Origin of the sequence: Amycolatopsis sp. NPDC051045 (assembly GCF_040682955.1) — a bacterium.
GTDB lineage: Bacteria > Actinomycetota > Actinomycetes > Mycobacteriales > Pseudonocardiaceae > Amycolatopsis.
This window is the reverse complement of record NZ_JBFBCC010000003.1, coordinates 346,866-365,654: the sequence shown is the minus strand read 5'-3', so window position 1 is coordinate 365,654 and position 18,789 is coordinate 346,866. Positions and strand designations below refer to the sequence as shown.

At 71.9% G+C, this 18,789-nt stretch carries 16 protein-coding genes; 7 read left to right on the top strand and 9 right to left on the bottom strand.

The features are described from left to right. Positions 1–24 precede the first annotated feature (24 nt). On the bottom strand, positions 25–564 hold the full coding sequence (locus tag AB0M80_RS09500) for a DUF2716 domain-containing protein (RefSeq protein WP_364561300.1): 540 nt from the start codon (positions 562–564) through the stop codon (positions 25–27). Between the two features lie 134 nt (positions 565–698). Here AB0M80_RS09500 and AB0M80_RS09495 point away from each other — a divergent pair, with 134 nt between their 5' ends. Next, a complete protein-coding gene (locus AB0M80_RS09495) occupies positions 699–1,379 on the top strand; it encodes an alpha/beta hydrolase (protein ID WP_364561298.1) in 681 nt (226 codons plus the stop codon). A 42-nt stretch (positions 1,380–1,421) separates the two neighbouring features. On the opposite strand, the gene AB0M80_RS09490 is transcribed toward AB0M80_RS09495, so the two are convergent. Beyond that, positions 1,422–2,027, bottom strand: a complete 606-nt coding sequence (locus AB0M80_RS09490; protein WP_364562021.1) for a hypothetical protein — start codon at positions 2,025–2,027, stop codon at positions 1,422–1,424. Between the two features lie 242 nt (positions 2,028–2,269). Here AB0M80_RS09490 and AB0M80_RS09485 point away from each other — a divergent pair, with 242 nt between their 5' ends. Continuing rightward, positions 2,270–3,418 (top strand): hypothetical protein, encoded by a 1,149-nt coding sequence (locus AB0M80_RS09485; protein WP_364561296.1) that lies wholly within the window; start codon positions 2,270–2,272, stop codon positions 3,416–3,418. Here AB0M80_RS09485 and AB0M80_RS09480 read toward each other — a convergent pair whose 3' ends face one another. Further along, positions 3,419–6,598: a glycosyltransferase gene (locus tag AB0M80_RS09480; RefSeq protein ID WP_364561293.1), complete on the bottom strand. Its 3,180-nt coding sequence runs from the start codon at positions 6,596–6,598 to the stop codon at positions 3,419–3,421. Positions 6,599–6,626: 28 nt separating this feature from the next. Continuing rightward, complete coding sequence (locus AB0M80_RS09475) at positions 6,627–8,033, bottom strand: methyltransferase domain-containing protein (protein WP_364561290.1); 1,407 nt, start codon at positions 8,031–8,033, stop codon at positions 6,627–6,629. A 65-nt stretch (positions 8,034–8,098) separates the two neighbouring features. On the opposite strand from AB0M80_RS09475, the gene AB0M80_RS09470 reads away from it, so the two are divergent. Further along, positions 8,099–9,415, top strand: coding sequence for a hypothetical protein (locus AB0M80_RS09470; protein ID WP_364561287.1), 1,317 nt, complete (start codon positions 8,099–8,101; stop codon positions 9,413–9,415). Positions 9,416–9,573: 158 nt separating this feature from the next. Further along, on the top strand, positions 9,574–10,809 hold the full coding sequence (locus AB0M80_RS09465; RefSeq protein WP_364561285.1) for a DUF1707 domain-containing protein: 1,236 nt from the start codon (positions 9,574–9,576) through the stop codon (positions 10,807–10,809). Positions 10,810–10,971: 162 nt separating this feature from the next. On the opposite strand, the gene AB0M80_RS09460 is transcribed toward AB0M80_RS09465, so the two are convergent. From AB0M80_RS09460 to AB0M80_RS09450, 3 genes are all read right to left on the bottom strand, one after another. Beyond that, positions 10,972–11,640, bottom strand: a complete 669-nt coding sequence (locus tag AB0M80_RS09460; protein WP_364561282.1) for a response regulator transcription factor — start codon at positions 11,638–11,640, stop codon at positions 10,972–10,974. Beyond that, positions 11,637–12,740, bottom strand: a complete 1,104-nt coding sequence (locus AB0M80_RS09455; RefSeq protein ID WP_364561278.1) for a sensor histidine kinase — start codon at positions 12,738–12,740, stop codon at positions 11,637–11,639. Before AB0M80_RS09455 ends, AB0M80_RS09460 begins: the two co-directional genes overlap by 4 nt. 67 nt (positions 12,741–12,807) lie before the next feature. Next, the gene (locus AB0M80_RS09450; RefSeq protein ID WP_364561275.1) at positions 12,808–13,641 is read right to left on the bottom strand and encodes a helix-turn-helix transcriptional regulator; all 834 of its coding nucleotides are present in this window, start codon (positions 13,639–13,641) and stop codon (positions 12,808–12,810) included. Positions 13,642–13,743: 102 nt separating this feature from the next. Here AB0M80_RS09450 and AB0M80_RS09445 point away from each other — a divergent pair, with 102 nt between their 5' ends. The 3 genes from AB0M80_RS09445 to AB0M80_RS09435 are packed head-to-tail and all read left to right on the top strand — an operon-like array spanning position 13,744 to position 16,613. Continuing rightward, entirely contained in the window at positions 13,744–15,219 is a 1,476-nt protein-coding gene (locus AB0M80_RS09445; protein WP_364561272.1) for an MFS transporter, read from the top strand. 4 nt (positions 15,220–15,223) lie between these two features. Then, on the top strand, positions 15,224–15,748 hold the full coding sequence (locus AB0M80_RS09440) for a sigma-70 family RNA polymerase sigma factor (protein WP_364561270.1): 525 nt from the start codon (positions 15,224–15,226) through the stop codon (positions 15,746–15,748). Next, positions 15,741–16,613: a VOC family protein gene (locus AB0M80_RS09435; RefSeq protein ID WP_364561268.1), complete on the top strand. Its 873-nt coding sequence runs from the start codon at positions 15,741–15,743 to the stop codon at positions 16,611–16,613. Before AB0M80_RS09440 ends, AB0M80_RS09435 begins: the two co-directional genes overlap by 8 nt. Here the strand turns inward: AB0M80_RS09435 and AB0M80_RS09430 are convergent. Together AB0M80_RS09430 and AB0M80_RS09425 are read right to left on the bottom strand one after the other, a co-directional pair. Next, positions 16,610–18,376: a gamma-glutamyltransferase gene (locus AB0M80_RS09430; RefSeq protein WP_364561265.1), complete on the bottom strand. Its 1,767-nt coding sequence runs from the start codon at positions 18,374–18,376 to the stop codon at positions 16,610–16,612. The two genes, AB0M80_RS09435 and AB0M80_RS09430, sit on opposite strands and share 4 nt — an antisense overlap. 27 nt (positions 18,377–18,403) lie before the next feature. After that, positions 18,404–18,787, bottom strand: a complete 384-nt coding sequence (locus AB0M80_RS09425; protein ID WP_364561262.1) for a VOC family protein — start codon at positions 18,785–18,787, stop codon at positions 18,404–18,406. Positions 18,788–18,789: the final 2 nt, after the last annotated feature.

The following is an 18,789-nucleotide window of genomic DNA, read 5'->3' as shown; positions in this document are numbered from 1 at the left end:
GGTAGCAAGAGATCAACCAGCGGTTCAGCGGGCCAGCGCGGACGGCTTCCCGTCACGGCGCAGGACGTTCGCCAGCACGCCCTCGCCCAGCCGCTCGAACGCCGGCACCAGCTTCTCGCCGAACACGCACAGCGTCCGCTCCCACGGGTGGCCGAGCGTGCCGTAGGAGAAGTCCGAAGCCAGGAACAAGTGGTAGTCCGCGCGCGGGAACACCGGCACCGGCCAGCGGGCACCCTCGGACATCAGGTGCGGGCGGACGCGGTAGGACTGGTGCTGCCAGTGCAACGCCCACATCCAGTCGTCCGGCCCGCAGACCTCGCGGAACGCGGCCAGCGCGATCGCCGCGACCTGGTGCTCCTCGACGGCGTACGGGCCAAGGCGGAACTCGGCCGAGGCGCGGTCCAGGTCCCCGGGCGAAAGGTCCCACGTCCGCGACGGCGCCGGCTCGCGGAAACCCGGCCAGGCGTGGGCGTAGATGCTCGGCCAGAACGCCAGCTTGTCGTACACCCAGTACCAGGCGGGCTCGTCGACGACACGGGAGACGGCTTCCCAGGCAGCATTCACGGTTACGACCTCATGTCGGCCAGGCACAGAAGAACAAGGCGAAAGCTTTGTGTTCGGCCTCCGGTTTGTCCAGTCCCCGTCCGCCCGCCGCGAACTGCGTCACACCACCGGGTGGGTTCTGCCAAGTTGTCACCATGCGGACCCTCTTCGTCCACGGTGCCTTCGTCCGCGACGGCGCATGGTGGTGGCAGCCGACGGCCGAGGTACTCGCCCGGCGCGGTCTGCGCAGTTCAGCGGCGATGCTGCCCAGCTGCGAGAGCGAGCCGCGCGGGGACCTGTACGCCGACGCCGCGGCCGTCCGCGCCCTGCTCGACACCTCCGCCGAGCCCGCGCTGCTCGTCGGGCACTCCTACGGCGGCATGGTGATCACCGAAGCCGGCGACCATCCCGCGGTCCGGCGGCTCGTCTACGTGACGTCGTTCCTGCCCGACACCGGCGAGACGCTCGCCGGCTTCGGCACCGGCGAGCCGCCGGCGTGGCACGTCAGCCACGGGGACGGCACGGCGAGCGTCCGGGAGGAGCTGGTGCGGCCGCTGTTCGCGCAGGACTTCGACGACGCCACCTACGCCGCGGCCGCCGACCGGCTCACCCGCCAGAACGAAGCGGTGTTCGGCCAGCCGGTGACCCGGGCGGCGTGGCGGGAGATCCCGTCGACCTACGTCGTCTGCGGCGAAGATCGCGCGACCCCGCCGGAGACCCAGCGCGCACAGGCGGCGCGCGCCACGGACGTCGTCGAGCTGCCGGTGGCGCACCACCCGTTCGTCACGCGGCCGGACCTGCTGGCCGACGTGCTGCTCGGCGCCGTCGACGGCTGAGGCGACCGGGAGGCGCCGGGCGCCCCCGGCGCCTCCCGGTGTTCAGGCCGCGTCCCAGAGGGTCAGGAACGCCGAGGCCTCGCTGCGGGCCCAGGGCCGCAGCCGTTCACGATCGCGGGCGGAGAGCTGGTACTCCTTCGCCCGGCGGACGTCGATCACCAGCGCTTCGCCGCCGGGCAGGACGTCGGGCATCGCCTGCTCCAGCACCCACAGCGCGAGCTGCGCCGAGGCCTTCGTCAGCGGTTCCTCCTTGAAGTAGAGCCAGGTCGCGTACCGGCGGCCATCGCTCTTGCGCAGCCCCATCTGGGGGCTGACGCCGATCTCGAGCTCGCCGATCCGGCACCGGCCGCGCCCCACTTCGACCAGCCGCGGCGACTTCCGGCCGAGGTACCGCAGCCAGCCCTCGGCTATCGCCGCGTAGTGGGGTTTCGTCCGCTCGTCGGCGGCGTTGACGAGCGCGCGCAACGCCACCTCGTCCTGGTTCGCCGCCCGGCCGGACCGCACCGCGTTGGCCGCCCTCCGGTAGTAGTTGAACGCCGCCCGCGCCGGATCTTCGTACTGCCGGCGCTGCCGCCGGACGAACGACGACCGCGACGGCCCGGAACTCGCGCTGTAGCCCACGAATGTGGACAGGGTGATGTAGGCCATGGCCCTGCCTTCCTCCATCACGCCACCCGCAGACGCGGGCAGCATCTCCCCTGGACAACGCCAATTTTAGAACATATGTACGACAGTTTCGGGGGCCTGACGGGTGACCCGGGCGGAGGAGATTTCGGGTCTCCCGCAAACGCCGGACTTGCGCTACGTTGCCGATCAACCTCAAACCGCAATCTCGCAGGTCGGGCGTGCGTGCCAGACTGATGCCCCGAACGGTGGATGGGGGTCCAAGGATGAGCTGGCAGGAAGAGCTTCGCCGTCTCGACGCGGAGCTTGCCGAAGGCCGTATCGAGCCGGCTGACCACCGCAAACAGCGGGATGAGCTGCTCGCGCAAGCCTCCGGTTCGACCGTGCCCTCACCGGTGCCGTCGCCGCTGCGCCGTCCGGGTGAGCACTGGCGGAGCACCAACCCGGCGCACCACCCGGCACCGGCCCCGCCGGCTCCCCCGCCGCAACGCATGGAATCGCCGCGTCCCGCGGTGCCGCACCAGCGGCCGCACCCGCCCTGGCAGCGGACCGGGCTGCCGACGTCGCTGTCCACGAGCCACGTGCCGGCCATCCCGGACCACATGACGACCGCGCCGAGCCCGGCCGACATCACGCCGACCCGCTACCTGCGCGTCGACGGCCCGGCGGAGCAAGGACCGGGCAGCCGGTTCCCGCCGATCACGCCGCCGGGCGGCGAATCGCGCCCACCGCAGCCGCACCCCGAACCGGAGGAGGCGCCCGGTAAGCACCGCTGGGCCACCCACGGCGAGTCGTCCGGACGCGCGACCTGGCCGTTCGTCGTGCTCGGCGTGCTGGTGGTGGTGGGCATGGTCATCGGCGCGACGATGTGGCTGGGGGGCGACGACCAGCAGCCGAACGCCCTGACCACGTTCACGCCCGTCGTGACCCAGCCCCCGGCCGCCGCGGCCCAGCCGCAGCTGGAGGACCAGGTGCCGCCGCTGCCCGGCCTGCAGCACGCGGAGAGCTCCGCGATGTCGCTGGCCCGCGGCCTGGACCTGAAGCTGTACCCCAAGGAGGCCGCCCAGGTCTTCTCGCAGCACGGCGTCACGCAGTTCGTTTACCGCGCCTCCTCGGCCGGCGACACCGGGTTCCTCGGCTACGCGATCCCCGCCGAGAACGAGGACGGCGCCAAGGCGATCATCGACTACCTGCGCGAGGCCGCCGCCGCCGGCGGGTACGTCCCGATCCCCGCCGACCCGGGCACGGTCACCGGGCGCAACGGCGACCAACGGCTGGACGGCACCTGGTACACCTCGGGCAAGGTCGCGATCGTCCTGTGGGCGTCCCAGCCCTTCGCCAAGGACAAGAACGAGCTGAAGACCAGCCTCGACAACGCCGTCGCGGTGTTCAAGAAAGCGCTGCCGCCCAGCTGATCAGCCGCGCCGGTCGAGCACCCCGGCCAGGGTGCGGCGAGCGACGTCCGCCCCGAAGAGGCGGTCCACCACGGTCTTGCCCTCTTCGGACAGCCGCTGCCACAGCTTGTCGTCCTCGAGCACGGTGACGATCTCGTCGGCGAGCTCCTGGGCCGAGCCGCCGACGAGGACGTCCCGGCCGTGGGTCAGGTGCATGCCTTCGGCGGCCAGTGGCGTGGCGACGACCGGGACCCCGTAGCCCAGGCTCTCGCCCAGCTTTCCCTTCACGCCGGCCCCGAACCGCAGCGGCGCGACGACCACGCGGGCCTCGCGGTAGGCGCTGTCGAGGTTCGGGACCCAGCCGCGGACGACGACGCCGTCACGCTCCAGGTCGAGCATCTCCTGCGGCGGGTTGCTGCCGACGATCTGGGCGACCGCATCCGGACGGCGGCGGCGCACCAGCGGCATGATCTCCTCCGCCAGCCAGCGCGCCGCGTCCCGGTTGGGGTGGTGGTCGAAGCTGCCGACGAACAGCACACCCGACCGTCCTTCCGGGACGGCCACCGCTCCGTCGGCGTAGTGCACATTGGACAGCACCTCGACGCGCGCCGACGGTACGAGCTCCCGCAGCAGCTCACGCTCCACATCGGACACGACGAAGGTGACGTCGGTGGCGCGGGTCAGGCCGAGTTCCGATTCCCGCAGCACCTCGGCGCGCCGCCGCAGCGTGAGTTCTTCCCGCGTGTTGCCGAGCTGCGCGGCGAGGTCGGCCTGGCGGTTGAGCCGGACGAAGTGCACGTCGACGGTGTCGTAGGCGATGACGCAGTCCGGCGCGTGCTCGCGGACCTGCTCCAGCAGCTGCCAGGCGACGTGCGGCCGCGACAGCACGGCCAGGCTCAGGTCGGGGCCGGCGTCGCGCAGGAACTCCAGCTGTTCGCCGAGCCCGGTCACCACCGTGACGCCCGCGCGGTACAGCGCTTCGGCGTACGGCTCCGGGAGCGCGTTGTTGAGCGGCATGAACACGACCCGCTCGCCGAGGCCGACGAGCAGTTCGAGGATGCGGAACATCCGGACCGACCCGGAATCCTTGTCGGGCATGGGCACCTGGTGGTCGGCGACGAGCACGGTGCCGCCGCGGTGGCCGTCCTTCGTGCGCTGCCGCCCGGCCCAGACCGCGCGCGGGCTCGCCTCGGGGAAGTGGTCCCGCAGCTGGACGCTCCACTTGTCGATGAAGATGCCGCGGTTGAGCTCCTGGTGCCGCTTCACCCCGGACGAGACGTCCGTGCCGTTGGTGATGCCTTCGTGGTGCACGACGACCGACGCGGGCTGGACCATCGTCCGGTACCCGGCCGCCCGCACGGCGAACGCGAGGTCGGTGTCCTCGTAGTACGCGGGGGCGAAGCGCTTGTCGAAGCCGCCGATGCGCTCGAACAGCTCCCGCCGGACGAGCAGGGCCGCGCCCGAGCAGTAGTCGACGTCGCGCAGCGCCTGGAACCACGGCGCGTCCGGCGACTGGAACCTGCCGTAGTTCCAGCCGGTGCCGTCGGCCCAGATGATGCCGCCGCACTCCTGCAGGCGGCCGTCCGGGTAGACCAGCTTCGAGCCGACGAGCCCGACGTCGGGCCGCGTCTCGACGACGGCGACCAGCTCGTCCAGCCAGCCCGGGCGGACTTCGGTGTCGTTGTTGAGGAACATGACGAAGTCGCCGCGCGCGTGCTCGGCGCCGAGGTTGCAGGCCCCCACGAAACCCAGGTTCTTCGGCGCGCGGACCAGGCGGACCCCCGCGCAGCCGGCGACGCGGTCGGCGGAGTCGTCCGGCGACGCGTCGTCGACGACGACGACCTCGAACGGCGTCGAGGGCAGGTGCCGCTGGATCGAGTCGAGGCAGCCGCGGGTGAACCGCCAATTGCCGTAGACGGGGATGACGACGCTGACGATCGGCTGGTCGCTGGTGGTCACCGCGACCGGGCCCGGCACCGCGACCGGGGCTCCGGGCAGCACCCCGGCGGGACGGCCGAGGGCCGTCTCGTAGAAGTCGCGGCGGCGGGTGCCGCGGGGCGCGTACCGCTCGATCGTGCCGCGGTACTTCCCGATCGCCCGCTGGACGAGCGCGGAGGTCTCGGCGCGCAGCTTCTCGTTCTCCGCGGCGAGCCTGCCGATGGTCTCGCTGAGGCTGGTGTTGTTGCCGGCCAGCCACTCCAGCCGTTCGCGGTCGTAGCCGGCCTTGCGCTGGAGCCGGTTCAGCTCGTCGGCCGCGCGCTGCCGGTCTTCGCGCGCGCGCTCGGCCTGCCGGAGTGCCTCGTCGCGCTCGGTCGACGCGAGCCGCTCGGCCGCGGTGACCTGGGCGAGTTCGGTGGTGAGCCGGGTGACGGACGCGGCTGCCCGCTCGCGCTCGGCCTCGGTGCGGCCGAGTTCGGCGCGCAGCCGTCCCGTCTCGGCGGCGGCGCGGGCGACGAGCGTCAGCTTCGGGTCGACCATGGCCGACGTCGAGGGCACCTCGAGCGGCTCGGCCGACGCGACGGAGACGAAGTACGTGTGCGGGGCGCCGGTTTCGACGATCCAGCCGTCGCTCTCGTCGGGCCGCAGGGTGAGGACCTCGGCGCCGGTCCCGGCGCCGTTGTCGTGGATCAGCGAGCCGACGGCGACGTTCTGCCGCAGCACCACGACGTGCTCGAAGCTGGCGGACAGCAGCGACCGGAACGCGGACTCGGTCAGCTCGTGCACGTGGTACGGGTTCTCGTTGCCGTGGTCGTGCGTGTAGACCTCGACGTCCGGGGTGCTGCACAGGAAGACCCCGCCGGGCGCGAGCCGGTTGCGGACGAGCTCCATGAGCCGGTCCTGCTCGTCGACGTGCTCGATGGCTTCGAAGCAGGTGATGACGTCGAAGACCTCGCCGTCGAGCGCCTGCGGGTCGGTGATCGAGCCGACCTCGAACCGGACGGCCGGGTAGCGGTTCCGGGCGTGCTCGACGGTCTTCGGGTCGATCTCGAGCCCGACGACCTCGGCGGCCGAGCGCGCGAGCATCGAGGAGCCGTAGCCCTCGCCGGCCGCCAGGTCGAGGACGCGCTTGCCCTCGGCGAACCGGCCCGCGAACGCGTAGCGGTGGTAGTGCTCGTAGATCACCTGGAGATCGTCGGTCCACGGCACGCACCGCTCGCCGGTCCAGTCGATCAGCCGCTCGGCGCTCGTCCCCTTGCCCATGCGGGGCAGATTAGCCGTCCCACCGACCTCACCTTTCCAGCAGCCCCAGCCCGACCAGGACGTACGCCAGCGTGCGCCGGTCGCCACCGGCCGTCACCGACCAGTCCGCGTCGAAGGACAGCCGCACCTGCCGGTGCGCGTCGAGCCGGACCGGCAGCACCTGCTCCGTCAGGCCCGGCCCGACGTCGGCCTTCGCGACCGGAACGCCGTCGACGGACACGGTGACGCTGCCGTGCTCGGCGGCGTCGTCCGGCAGGTAGGTCCGGAACTCCACGGCGTCGACCGGTGCCGTGGTGAGGACCGGGAACTCGACCGACGGGGCCGCCCAGTCGTCGTGGGCGACGCCGTTCATCCGGCCGGTCACGATCCCGGCGCCGCGCACCAGCCGTTCGCCGTTCGTCCCGCCGGGCCGGAACGAGACGCGGCCGGCCGGGTCGACGACCCGGGTGTCCCGCACCGACCGCTCCGGCGTCCGGTTGCCGTGGACGCGCAGCGGCTGCGGCGCCGGGTGGAAGAGCGCGGTCAGCCGCGTTCCGGTGACGAGCCCGAGGTCGAGCAGGCTGTCGTCGAGCACCCCGATCTCGTCGATCAGGGCGACGTGCCCGGCGTTGTCCATGGCGAAGTTGTGGCCGTAGATGCGGTCGACGAACGGGTCGATCACGTTGCCGTAGGGCAGGAACAGGCTCGGGTGGAGGACGTCGAGGAGCACCGGCAGGACGTCTTGGGCCCGGATGCCCTCGAAGCCGTCCGCGGCGCAGTCGACGTCGACGAACTGCTCGTCGATCTGCCCGGTCAGTGCGTTGCGGCGCAGTTCCGGCGGCAGCGTCGCCCAGATCCGGTCGACGACTTCGTGGGCCTCGGGCCACCGGCGGTGCCCGTTGCGGCCGATCATGTCGTGCACCACCAGGACGCCGTCCGCGGTGAGGCTGCTCTTGATCTGGCCGTAGAGGTGTTCGAGGTCGAGCACGTGGTGCAGCGCCTGGAACCCGACGACGACGTCGTGCTCGGCGTCGGCGCGCCAGGTGTTGAAGTCCGCGGTGATCAGCTCGACGCGGTCGGCCACGCCCTGCGCGCGGGCCGACGCCTCGGCGCGCGCCTGCATCTCCGGGTTCAGTTCGAGCAGCCGCAGCCGCACGTTGTCCAGACCGGCGGCGGTCAGGCCACGCAGCCAGCCGAGCTCCTGGTCGCCGTTGCCGCTGCCCAGCGACAGCACCACGGCGTCCCGGGAAAGCCGCTGCGCGCGTTCGGCGATCTGCCCGACGATCAGCTCGTCGAGGCCGGGCACGCCGAGCGCTTCCAGCTTCGGGCGCACGTGCCGGTTGGACCACCGGTGCGCCGACGGCGGCAGGTTGCCGTGGATCTCCTCCTGGCCGGCGAAGGTCTCGCGCTCCCTGGCCAGCCGCTGGTCGTAGCCCGGCCCTCGGCCACCGCTCATCGCACGTCCCCTCCGAGATCACGGATCCGGACCGCCCGTCACCGGCCCGGCGCTAGGATACGGCTGTGTCGTCCCGTCCTCCGTCGCAGTTGCCCGCCGAGCAGGGCCTGCCGAGGACCCCGGAGTCGTGGCTGCCGAAGGAGCACAACCTCTACCGGCCCCGGCACAGCAAGCGCCAGCGCACGGCCCTGGCCTGCGCGGCCGTCTTCTTCGTCACGCCGCTGTTCCTGTCGGCCGTCGGCGTGCGCCCCACCGCCTTCGAGAACCGGCCGCTGCGCGAGTTCCCCAGCCTCGGCGACGGCTGGGGGTTCTTCACCGGCATGGCCGGCTGGGCGACCGACCACCTGCCACTGCGGCAGGCCGGGGTCCAGGCCGCCGACGCCGTCGGCACCGGCGTCTTCGGCGACCCGCCCGGCTCCGGCCAGGGCACGAGCCACGACGGCGGCACGGTCGGCGTCGACCAGGGGAAGCCGGACAACGGCGACGTCCCGGGGTACGTCTACCCCACCGTGCTGCCGGGCAAGGACGGCTGGCTGTACCTCGGCGAGGACGTCAACGCCCGCTGCCGTCCGGTGATGGACACCGACCACGTCGTCGCCGCCCTCCGGAAACTGCGCGCCGTGGTGGAGCGCTCCGGGCGGAAGTTCGAGCTGGTCATCGCGCCGGACAAGTACAGCGAAGAACCGGCCCACCTGCCCGACAGCTACGTCGGCAAGCCGTGCGCGCAGGCGCGGACCGCGGAGTTCTGGAACCGCGTGCCGCGCGAGACCGGTGCGATCGACCTGCGGCCCGCGCTCGCCGACGCCGAAAAGCGGGTCGGCCACCCGCTGTACGACCGCAACGACACGCACTGGTCGTTCGACGGCGGCCTGGTCATGACGTACGCGCTGGTTGCGGCGATCGCGCCCGGCAGCACCGCCGGCTGGCAGACGGCGCCGAACGGCGTCCGGCAATGGCCCGCGGACCTGGCCAGGGTGCTGGGCCGGACCGAACAGCGGCAGCTGACGACGTACAGCCTGTCCACCGACGGCGGCGCCGACCGGACCCGCTACATCGCCAGCGACTTCAAGAGCCCGCTGCACCTGACCCAGCCGGACGGCGCCACGCCCGCCGGCTCGATCGCCCCCGACATGGCGGTCGTGGCCGACTCGTTCAGCCAGTTCGCCAGTCCGTTCCTGGCCGCGACCTGCCAGGACGTCACCATCGTGCACACCGAGACGGTCGCCCAAAGCTCGGCGCAGGAGATGACGAGCCTGTTCGCCGACCGCGACATCATCACCTTCGAGATGGTCGAGCGCAGCGTCATCGGCGGGTCGTCCGCGCTCCTGCGCGACCAGACCATCGACCTGCTCGGCCAGGTGCTCGCCGCGCATCCGCGCTGACCCGCGGCCCTGGGTCCACCACACCGAGGTAACGACGGGGTGGTGGGCGACGAACAGGTCGGCGCACCCGTGCACAATGACTCCGTGCGGCCACGCTCCGCGTGAGCAGCACCCACACGTTCGCATTCGCAGGGCGATATACCCAAGGGGGTACCGGGGTGACCTGGCAGGAAGAGCTGCGCAGGCTCGACGAGGAGCTCGCGGCGGGAAACCTGACGGCCGACGAATACCGGGCGCGACGTGATCGGGTGCTGTCCATGGCGGTCTCGACCGGCGACCAGGCCCAGGCCACCGCCCAGCCCGCTCCGCAGCAGGGGCCGAGCACCGCCGACGACACGCAGATCATCGCGCCGGTGACCCCGGTGGGGCAGCCGGCCCAGCAGGCGAACTCGGCCGAGGCGACGCAGGTCGTCTCCGCGGCCGACGCCGGGGGTGGCGAGCGGACCCAGGTCGTCCCGCAGTGGCAGCAGCACCCGAATTCGCCGTCGGGCGGGTTCCCGCAGCCGATGCAGCAGCAGCCGCCGCCCCCGTACGCCCAGCACTCCCCCGCCGGCGGGTTCGCCCAGCCGATGCAGCAGCAGCAGCAGAACCCGTGGGGCGCGGCGCAGCAGGACGTCAGCCCGCCGTGGGGCGGTTCGGAGTTCCCGCCGCTGTCGCCGTCGAACAACGCGGACTGGATCAGCCAGGGTCCGGAGAGCTTCCAGACGCAGCCGTCGTCGGGCAAGGGCAAGAAGATCGCCTTCGCCGTGGTCGCGGTGCTCGTGGTGGCCGGCCTCGGCTTCGGCGTCTGGGCTCTGTTCATCAAGGACAACGGCGGAACGACGCCGCCGGTGGCCCAGAGCTCGAGCCCCCAGCCGCCGCCCGCGCCCACCGTCAAGCCGCTCCCGGAGCCGCCCGCGGCCAAGCCCGAGCCGAGCGACAACTCGTCGGCGCTGGTCACCCCGGCGGGCACCACCCGCGCCGGCGGTGGCGAGTTCGACATGGACAAGCTGCAGTCGGCCAAGTACCTGCCGACCACGGTCATCGAGAAGTGCAAGCAGAGCGGCATGACCGAGGGCCTGCTCAAGACGACCAAGGACGGCGACGTCACGCTGGGCCTGTTCGCGCTGGAGCTGCCCAACCCGCAGGCCGCCGCCGCGGTGGCCGCCGAGTACGGGAACGCCGAGCAGGAAGGCGGCCTGACCGTCAACCGCAACCTGTCCCTCCACGGGGTGCAGGTGTTCTCGGCGGCGGACAGCAACCAGCAGGTCTACCGCGCGGTCTACGTGCTGTACAGCCGGGTCGTGATCATCGACTCGTTCGGCCCGTCCAAGGACGCGACGCTCAGCTCGTTCAAGACGCTGCTGACCGCCCAGGTCCAGAAGGCGCCGCCGACGGAACGCACGAACAACTGACCTGAACGTGTGACGTTCGCCGTGTCGGTGAACGCCGTCCCCCTCCCGGACGCCTTATGAGCAGAGCATCGGCCGGGAGAGGAGGCGCCGTGATCTGGATCTGCCTGGTCGGTGTCCTCGCCGTGGTGTTCCTGGTGCGCGCGGTCCGCGTGGTGCGCCGGGTCAGGCGGGGCGACGCGGTGTGACCAGCCCGGACTCGTAGGCCAGCACCACCAGCTGGGCGCGGTCGCGAGCGCCGATCTTCGTCATGATGCGGCTGACGTGGGTGCGCGCCGTCGCCGTCGAGATCACCAGGTGGGCGGCGATTTCGTCGTTCGACATGCCGCCCGCCACCAGGCCCAGCACCTCGCGCTCGCGGTCGGTGATCTCGCGGACGGCGCTGGTGTCGATGCGCCGGTTCTCCGGGCGCCCGACGAACTCCTGGATCAGGCGGCGCGTGACCGTCGGCGCCAGCAGCGCCTCCCCGTTCACGACGACCCGCAGCGCGCGCAGCAGCTCGACCGGCTCGGTGTCCTTCAGCAGGAACCCGCTGGCGCCCGCGCGCAGGGCTTCGTAGACGTACTCGTCGACGTCGAACGTGGTCAGGACCAGCACCTTCGTCCCGGCGAGGCCGGGGTTCGCGGTGATCCGGCGGGTCGCTTCGAGACCGTCGACGCCGGGCATGCGGACGTCCATCACCACGATGTCGGGCTGGTGTTCGAGCGCGAGCGCGACCGCCTGTTCGCCGTCGCCCGCTTCACCGCAGACCTCGAAGCCGTCTTCGGTCTCCAGCAGCACGCGGAACCCGGCGCGGACCAGGATCTGGTCGTCGGCCAGCAGGACGCGGATCATGCTTCCCCCTCGATCGGTAGCTCGACGCACACTTCGAAACCGCCCTCGACCGGCCCCGCGGTGCACCGCCCGCCGAGCGCCGCGGCGCGTTCACCCATGCCCCGCAGGCCGTGACCGGGCGTCGGCCGGGTGGTGCCGCGGCCGTCGTCGCGGACCCGGAGCGTGACGGACCCTGGTTGCCGTTCGAATCGCACGTCGACGTGTTCCGGCTGGTCGGCGTGCCGGACGACGTTGGTCAGCGACTCCTGCAGGATTCGGTAGGCGGCGGCGTCCACGGGCGCCGGGAGCTCGCCGGCGTCGCCGTGGACGTCGACCGTGAGCCCGGCGTCACGGGCGTGTGCCAGCAGCTCACCGGCCTGGGCGAGGCTCGGTGCGGGCGCCTTGTCCTCGCCGGACCGCAGCACGGCCAGGGTGGCGCGCAGGTCCTTGAGCGCGGACGCGCTGGCCGACTTGATGTTGAGCAGCGCTTCCTTCGCCTGCTCGGGCCGCCGGTCGGCGACGTGCGCGGCGACCCCCGCCTGGACGTTGATCATGGCGAGGCTGTGCGCGACGACGTCGTGGACCTCGCGGGCGATGCGCAGCCGCTCCTGCTCCGCGAGCCGGTGGCGGTGCTCGTCGGCCTGCGCGCGGCGGGCGGCGAGCGCGTCGAGCTGGTACCGGACGGCGGTGCCGACCCCGATCACCGCGGTGAGCCAGACGATGAGGAACCCGGCGCCGGACTCCAGCGCGAACGACCTGGTCAGGACGATGTGCACGACGTAGGCGGCGAGCACTGCCGCGCCGGCGCTGCCCGCGTTGAGCGGCCCGCGCTGCCGGGTCAGCACGAACAACGCGATGGTCGGCACCAGGATGACCGGTCCGCCGGGCAGGCCGGAGGCGTAGTAGCCGAACGCGGAGGCGGCGGTCAGCAGGAAGACCGTGAGCGGGAAGCGGTGGACGACCAGCAGGGTCAGCCCGGTGGCCGCGAGCCACCCGGCCGCGAGCGGGGTCATCGGCGCCGCGCCGGGCTGCCAGCGCGACGCACCGCTGGTCGCCCCGAGCACGAATGCGGTGACGACGACGGTGCGCACCACGCGTCCCACCCATGGCGGCCATGTCATGCCGCGAAAACTACCGGTCGCGGCCGGGCAGCGCGTCCGTCTCGAAGCGCACTGCCGGCGTACGTCGTCAGTCGAACATGAGCGGCAGCTTCGCCGCCGTTTCTTCGTCGGCAGGCGTGTAGGTCGACATGGTGATCTCGGACCGCCGGCCGTAGTAGAGGTACGTGAAGTTGAACTGCAGCAGCCCGACGTCCGGGTGCAGGTACCGCTTGGTGCGGATCGGCTCCGAGTTGACGTCGTGGTGCGGCCACAGCTCGGCGAACAGCGGCGACTCCGCCTTCAGCCGCTTCACCAGCTGTTTCCACGCCGGCTCGGCGACGTGGTCGGCCATCGCCGCGCGGAAGGACGCGATCACGCGCGGGATGTTCGTCTCCCGGTCCAGCATCCGCTTGCGCCACTCCGGGTTGAGCAGGCACTGGACCAGGGTGTTCCGGTCCTCGAACGGGATCGCGTCGACGTCGCCCATCAGCCACGTGTAGCCGCGGTTGTAGCCGAGCAGGTCGCACCGGGCGTTGCGGATCGCGACCGGGTACGGCTCCAGCTTCTCGAGCATCAGCTCCATCGCCGGCGTGATGACCTGGCAGTCCTTCTCGCGCTCGGGCTCGGGGGCACCGGCCAGGCGGAACAGGTGGACGTGCTCGTGCGGGTCGAGCCGCAGGGTGCGGGCGATCGCCTGCAGCACCTGCTCGGAAGCGTTGATGTCGCGGCCCTGCTCGAGCCACGTGTACCAGGTGACCCCGACCCCGGCGAGCTGCGCGACCTCTTCGCGGCGCAGCCCCGGCGTCCGGCGGCGGCCCACGATCGGAAGGCCGAGCTGCTCGGGCGTGATCCGCTCCCGACGGCTGCGCAGGAACCTCGCCAGCTCCTGGCGGCGAAGGTCGGATTCGACAGCGGCGGTCATGGTGCCAGGATGACACGCTCCCGAACCTGGTACCAGGTAGTGGTCAATACCCGGATAAACAGCAACTGGTACCAGTTTCAAACGGGGTTGATCGTAGTACCCATGACCACGACTGAACTCGCGCCGAGCGCGGCCGGCGTCCCGGCCCGGCCGGGACTGACCCCCGCCGGCCTGGTCACGGTACTGCTGGGGGCCGCACTGCCGATCATCGACTTCTTCATCGTCAACGTCGCGCTCCCGACGATCGACGCCGACCTCCACGCGTCCACCGCCACCTTGGAACTGGTGGTCGCCGCCTACGGCATCGCCTACGCGGTGCTGCTGGTGGTCGGCGGCCGCCTCGGCGACTCGTTCGGCAGGCGGCGGCTGTTCTTCTGGGGGCTGTGGCTGTTCACCCTGACGTCCCTGGCCTGCGGAATCGCTCCGACGGCCGGCACGTTGGTGGTGGCCCGCGCCGCGCAGGGGGCGGCGTCGGCCCTGCTGCTGCCGCAGGTGCTCTCGATCATCCAGGCGACGACGACTTCGGGCGAGAAGCGGTCGCGCGCGCTCGGCCTGTTCGGCGCGACGGGCGGCATCTCGACGGTCGTCGGGCAGCTGCTCGGCGGCGGACTGGTGGCGGCCGACCTGTGGGGCACCGGCTGGCGGCCGATCTTCCTGGTGAACGTGCCCATCGGCCTGGTGGTGCTGGTGCTGGCCCGCAAGCTGCCGGAGAGCCGTGCGCACAACCCGCTGGGCGTCGACCGCCTCGGCACGGTGCTGCTGGCCGTGACGCTGTTGTCCCTGCTCGTGCCGCTGATGGAAGGCCGCGCGCTGGGCTGGCCGGCGTGGACTCTCGCCCTGCTGATCGTGTCGCCGGTTTCGGCCGCGGCGTTCGTCCACGTCGAACGGCGGCTGGAACGGCGGGGCGGAACGCCGCTGCTGCCGCCGTCGGTGATGCGGCTGCCGAGCGTGCGCCGCGGGCTGATGGTGGCGGTCCCGTTCTTCGGCGCGTTCGGCTCGTTCATGTTCGTGTCCGCGATGACGTTGCAGCAGGACCTGCACTTCGGGCCGCTGGGTGCCGGCGGTGCGCTGACCCCGTTGGCGGTCGCGTACTTCACGGTGTCGATGCTGAGCAGCCGCCTGGTGGCGCGCTACGGCCCGAAGGTCGTCCCGGTGGGCGGTGCGATCACGGCGATCGGCATGGTGGCGCTGCTCTGCACGACGATGTCGGCGTGGCCGCACGTGACGATCCTCGACCTGGCGCCGGCGATGGTGGCGATCGGCGTCGGGAACGCGCTGGCGATGACGACGCTGTTCCGGATCGTGCTGTCCCATGTCCCGACGGATCTGGCCGGGGCGGGCAGCGGCGTGCTGACGACGACCCAGCAGACGTCACTGGCCCTCGGCGTGGCGACGCTCGGGAGTCTGTACGCGGCGCTTTCCGGTTCGCTGGGCAGCCGAGACGCGTTCGCGCTGGTGATCGGCCTGGTGGCGGTGCTGGCGACGATCGTCGCGATCACCGGACGGCGGCTGCCGGACCCGCGGGTTGAGAAATCCGGGATTCACCCGTCGGAAAAGGCGCGCGCGGAGCGACGATGAGGGTGTGACGGAACCTCGGGTACGACCGGACCCGGCCTTCGCGCTGCTCGGGCTGTACGAGACGGCCCTGCCGGAGGTCTACGGGTACCTGCTGTCCCGGTGCGGCGACCGCACGCTCGCCGAGGAGCTGACGTCCGAGACGTTCCTCGGAGCGGTCGCCGCCTGTCGCAAGGAGTACGCACCTCCAGTGAGCACCGGGTGGCTGATCGGCGTCGCCCGGCACAAGCTCGCCGACCACTGGCGGCGCAAAGCACGTGAGGAACGCGGACTGCGGCTGGTCCACGACAGTGAACCGGACGTCGAGGACCCGTGGGACGAGCAGCTCGACGCCCTGCGCGCGAGACAGGTGCTCGAATCGCTCGGGCCGCACCACCGGGCCGCGCTGACCCTGCGCTACGTCGACGGCCTCGGCGTCCCCGAGGTCGCCGGCCACCTGGGGCGCAGCGTGCACGCCACCGAGGCGTTGCTCGTGCGGGCCCGCGCCGCGTTCCGGCGTGCTTACGAGGAGAAGGAGGGTCGCGATGCCTGAGCCTTTCGACGCGCTTCGCCGTCCCTCCGAGCGGGTCGCCCCCGACCCGGACTTCGCCGCCGAACTGCGCGACAACCTGCGTCGCGTCATCTTGAACGGAGCCGACATGACCACCACCGAAGCGCCCGCGACCAGCGCCGAACTGCGCTCGCTGACGCCGTACCTCGCCGTGTCCGACGCCCGGGCCGCACTCGACTTCTACGTCGAGGTCTTCGGCGCGACGCGACGCGGCGAACCGATCCTGATGGACGACGGCCGGATCGGGCACGCCGAGCTGGCCATCGGCGACGCCGTGCTGATGCTCGCCGAGGAGTACCCCGAGATCGGGCACGTCGCCCCGCGCGAGGGTGGCGCTTCGGTGCGGGTCGAGGTCCCGGATCCCGACACCAGCGTGGCGCGGGCGGTGGAACTGGGCGCGACGCTGATCCGCGCGGTGAGCGACTCCCCGTACGGCCGGGGCGGCTCGTTCCGCGACCCGTTCGGCCAGCGCTGGCTGGTGTCCCAGGCGGCACCGAAGCCCCAGCCGAAGCCCGGCGAGGCGATGTACTTCACGTTCCAGGTCCCGGAAGCGGAGCCGGCGAAGACGTTCTACGGCGCGGTGCTGGGCTGGCAGTTCACGCCCGGTTCGGTGTCCGACGCCTGGGGGTTCTCGGGCCCCGGTCTCGAAGGTGGCCTGTGGGCCGGGGACCGCCAGGTCGGCTGGAAGCTGATGTACGCGGTCGACGACCTGGAGGCGGCCCTGACGCGGGTGCGCGAGCAGGGCGGCCAGGCGGGCGAGGTGGAGAACCACCCGTACGGGACCACCGCGGACTGCACCGACAACCAGGGCATCGAGTTCTGGCTCTGGGAAAAGCCGCGGAGCTAGCGGCCCGCCGCGTAGCCCTGCATGCCGCGCGCGTTGGCCGCCGCGCGGAGGAGGCCGTCGGAGCGGGAGACTGCCGAGAGTCGGCCCAATGCCCAGTCGCCCGCGTCCACGATCTCGTGGCCGCGGGCGCGTAGGCCGTCCAATGTGGACTTGCCCAGGCGGGACTCCACCACCAGCTCGCGCGGGTTCCACGAGCGCGGGTAGAACGAGCTCGGAAACGCCGTCGTGTGCCAGGCCGGGGTGTCGATCGCTTCCTGGAGGTTCAGGCCGCCGTAGACGTGGGCGAGCCAGAAGCACAGCTGCCACTGGTCCTGCTGGTCGCCGCCCGGGGTGCCGAACGCCAGGGTCGGGACGCCGTCGCGCAGGGCCAGGGACGGCGACAGCGTGATGCGGGGGCGCTTGCGCGGCGCCAGGGAGTTGGGCAGGCCCTGCTCCAGCCAGAACATCTGTCCGCGCGAATCCAGGCAGAAGCCCAGTGACGGGATCGCCGGGCTCGACTGCAGCCAGCCGCCGGACGGGGTCAGGGACACCAGGTTGCCCGCCGCGTCCACGACGTCCAGGTGGACCGTGTCGCCGCGCGTCTGGCCCTGGGGACCGACCGTCGGCTCGCCGGTCGCGCCGCCCTGCACCGCCATGCCTTGCAGCGAGTTCAGGATCGCCGGGAGCCGCGCCGGCCCGCGCGCGTCACCCGGGCGAAGGTCGGGTGACGCCGTGTCGGTGATCAAAGCGCGCCGGGAATCCGTGTAGTCAGAAGAGAGCAGCACGTCCAGGGGGACGTCGGTGTCGCCGTACCAGGCCTCGCGGTCCGCGAAGGCCAGCTTCGCCGCTTCGACCGCCAAGTGCACCGTGCGCTCCGACGGCACGCCGTCTGCGTAAGACAACTCGTCGCGGAAGCCGTGCAGGAGGAGCGCCTGCTGCAGCAGCGCCGGGCCCTGCGTCCAGCCACCCATCTTGACCAGGCGCCAGTCGCCGACGTCGACCGATGCCGGTTCCTCGTACGACGCCGACCACGACGCCAGGTCGTCGCCGGTCAGCAGGCCCGCGTGGTCGCGGCCGGAGTCGTCGCGGAACGCGGTCCGGCTGAACTCCTCGATCGCTTCGGCGACGAAGCCCTGTGACCAGGCCCGACGGCCCGCATCGATTTGCGCTTCGCGGCCCGAGACGGACTCCGCCTCCCGCAGCAGCCGTTCCCAGGTGGCCGCCAGCGCCGGGTTCCGGTGCAGCCCGGCCGCCGGCTTGCCGTCCGGCAGCCACAACTCCGCGGACGTCGGCCAGTGTTCGACGAACAGCCGCTCGACGGCGCGGATCGTGTCGCCGACCCGCGACACCAGCGGGACGCCGTTCCGCGCGTAGCCGATCGCGTAGCTGAGCACCGAGCGAAGTGGCTTCGTGCCGTAGTCGCGAAGCAGCAGGAGCCAGCCGTCCCACGCGCCGGGGACGGTCGCCGGGAGCAGGCCGCTGCCCGGGATGAGGTCCAGGCCCAAGGACTCGAAATGCGACGGCGTGGCCCCCGCGGGCGACGGGCCCTGGCTCGCCAGCGCCCGCGGGGTCGGATCGTCCGCCGTCACGAAGAGGCCGGGCACCTGGCCCGCCGGGCCGCACAGGTGCGGCTCGGCGACCTGCAGGACGAACCCGGCGGCGACCGCCGCGTCGAACGCGTTGCCGCCGTCTTCCAGCACCGCCATCCCGGTGGCCGAAGCCAGCCAGTGCGTCGATGCCACCATCCCGAAGGTGCCGGCCAGCTCGGGCCTCGTCGTGAACATGACCCGATAGTACGCAAAGCTAACGAACTACCAAACCGTCGGACGCCGCCGGTCCGGTTCGTACGGCTGCGTGATGATTTCGATCCCGTTCCCGCCGGGATCGAGGAAATAGACACCACGGCCGCCGTGGTTGTGGTTGATTTCGCCCATCTGCTTTCCCATCGGATCGGCGTGGTACGCCACGCCGCTTTCGACGAGCCGCGCGAAGACGGCGTCGAAGTCGTCTTCCGGGATCAGGAAACAGTAGTGCTGCAGGCGAAGGTCTTCTTCGGGGATGGTCGCGAAGTCCAGCCGGACGCCGTTGCGCGTCTCGACGGGGATGAACGGACCCCATTCTTCCCCGACTTCGAGGCCGAGCAGGTTCGCCAGGAATTCGGCGGATTCCCGGTTGTTCCGGGACGGGACGATCAAAT

Excerpts from the sequence above, each read along its gene's own strand:
- AB0M80_RS09475 (WP_364561290.1), bottom strand. The coding sequence starts at position 8,033 with ATGAGCGGTGGCCGAGGGCCGGGCTACGACCAGCGGCTGGCCAGGGAG.
- AB0M80_RS09495 (WP_364561298.1), top strand. The coding sequence starts at position 699 with ATGCGGACCCTCTTCGTCCACGGTGCCTTCGTCCGCGACGGCGCATGG.
- AB0M80_RS09490 (WP_364562021.1), bottom strand. The coding sequence starts at position 2,027 with ATGGCCTACATCACCCTGTCCACATTCGTGGGCTACAGCGCGAGTTCC.
- AB0M80_RS09480 (WP_364561293.1), bottom strand. The coding sequence starts at position 6,598 with ATGGGCAAGGGGACGAGCGCCGAGCGGCTGATCGACTGGACCGGCGAG.
- AB0M80_RS09430 (WP_364561265.1), bottom strand. The coding sequence starts at position 18,376 with ATGTTCACGACGAGGCCCGAGCTGGCCGGCACCTTCGGGATGGTGGCA.
- AB0M80_RS09435 (WP_364561268.1), top strand. The coding sequence starts at position 15,741 with ATGCCTGAGCCTTTCGACGCGCTTCGCCGTCCCTCCGAGCGGGTCGCC.
- AB0M80_RS09485 (WP_364561296.1), top strand. The coding sequence starts at position 2,270 with ATGAGCTGGCAGGAAGAGCTTCGCCGTCTCGACGCGGAGCTTGCCGAA.
- AB0M80_RS09455 (WP_364561278.1), bottom strand. The coding sequence starts at position 12,740 with ATGACATGGCCGCCATGGGTGGGACGCGTGGTGCGCACCGTCGTCGTC.
- AB0M80_RS09445 (WP_364561272.1), top strand. The coding sequence starts at position 13,744 with ATGACCACGACTGAACTCGCGCCGAGCGCGGCCGGCGTCCCGGCCCGG.
- AB0M80_RS09450 (WP_364561275.1), bottom strand. The coding sequence starts at position 13,641 with ATGACCGCCGCTGTCGAATCCGACCTTCGCCGCCAGGAGCTGGCGAGG.
- AB0M80_RS09460 (WP_364561282.1), bottom strand. The coding sequence starts at position 11,640 with ATGATCCGCGTCCTGCTGGCCGACGACCAGATCCTGGTCCGCGCCGGG.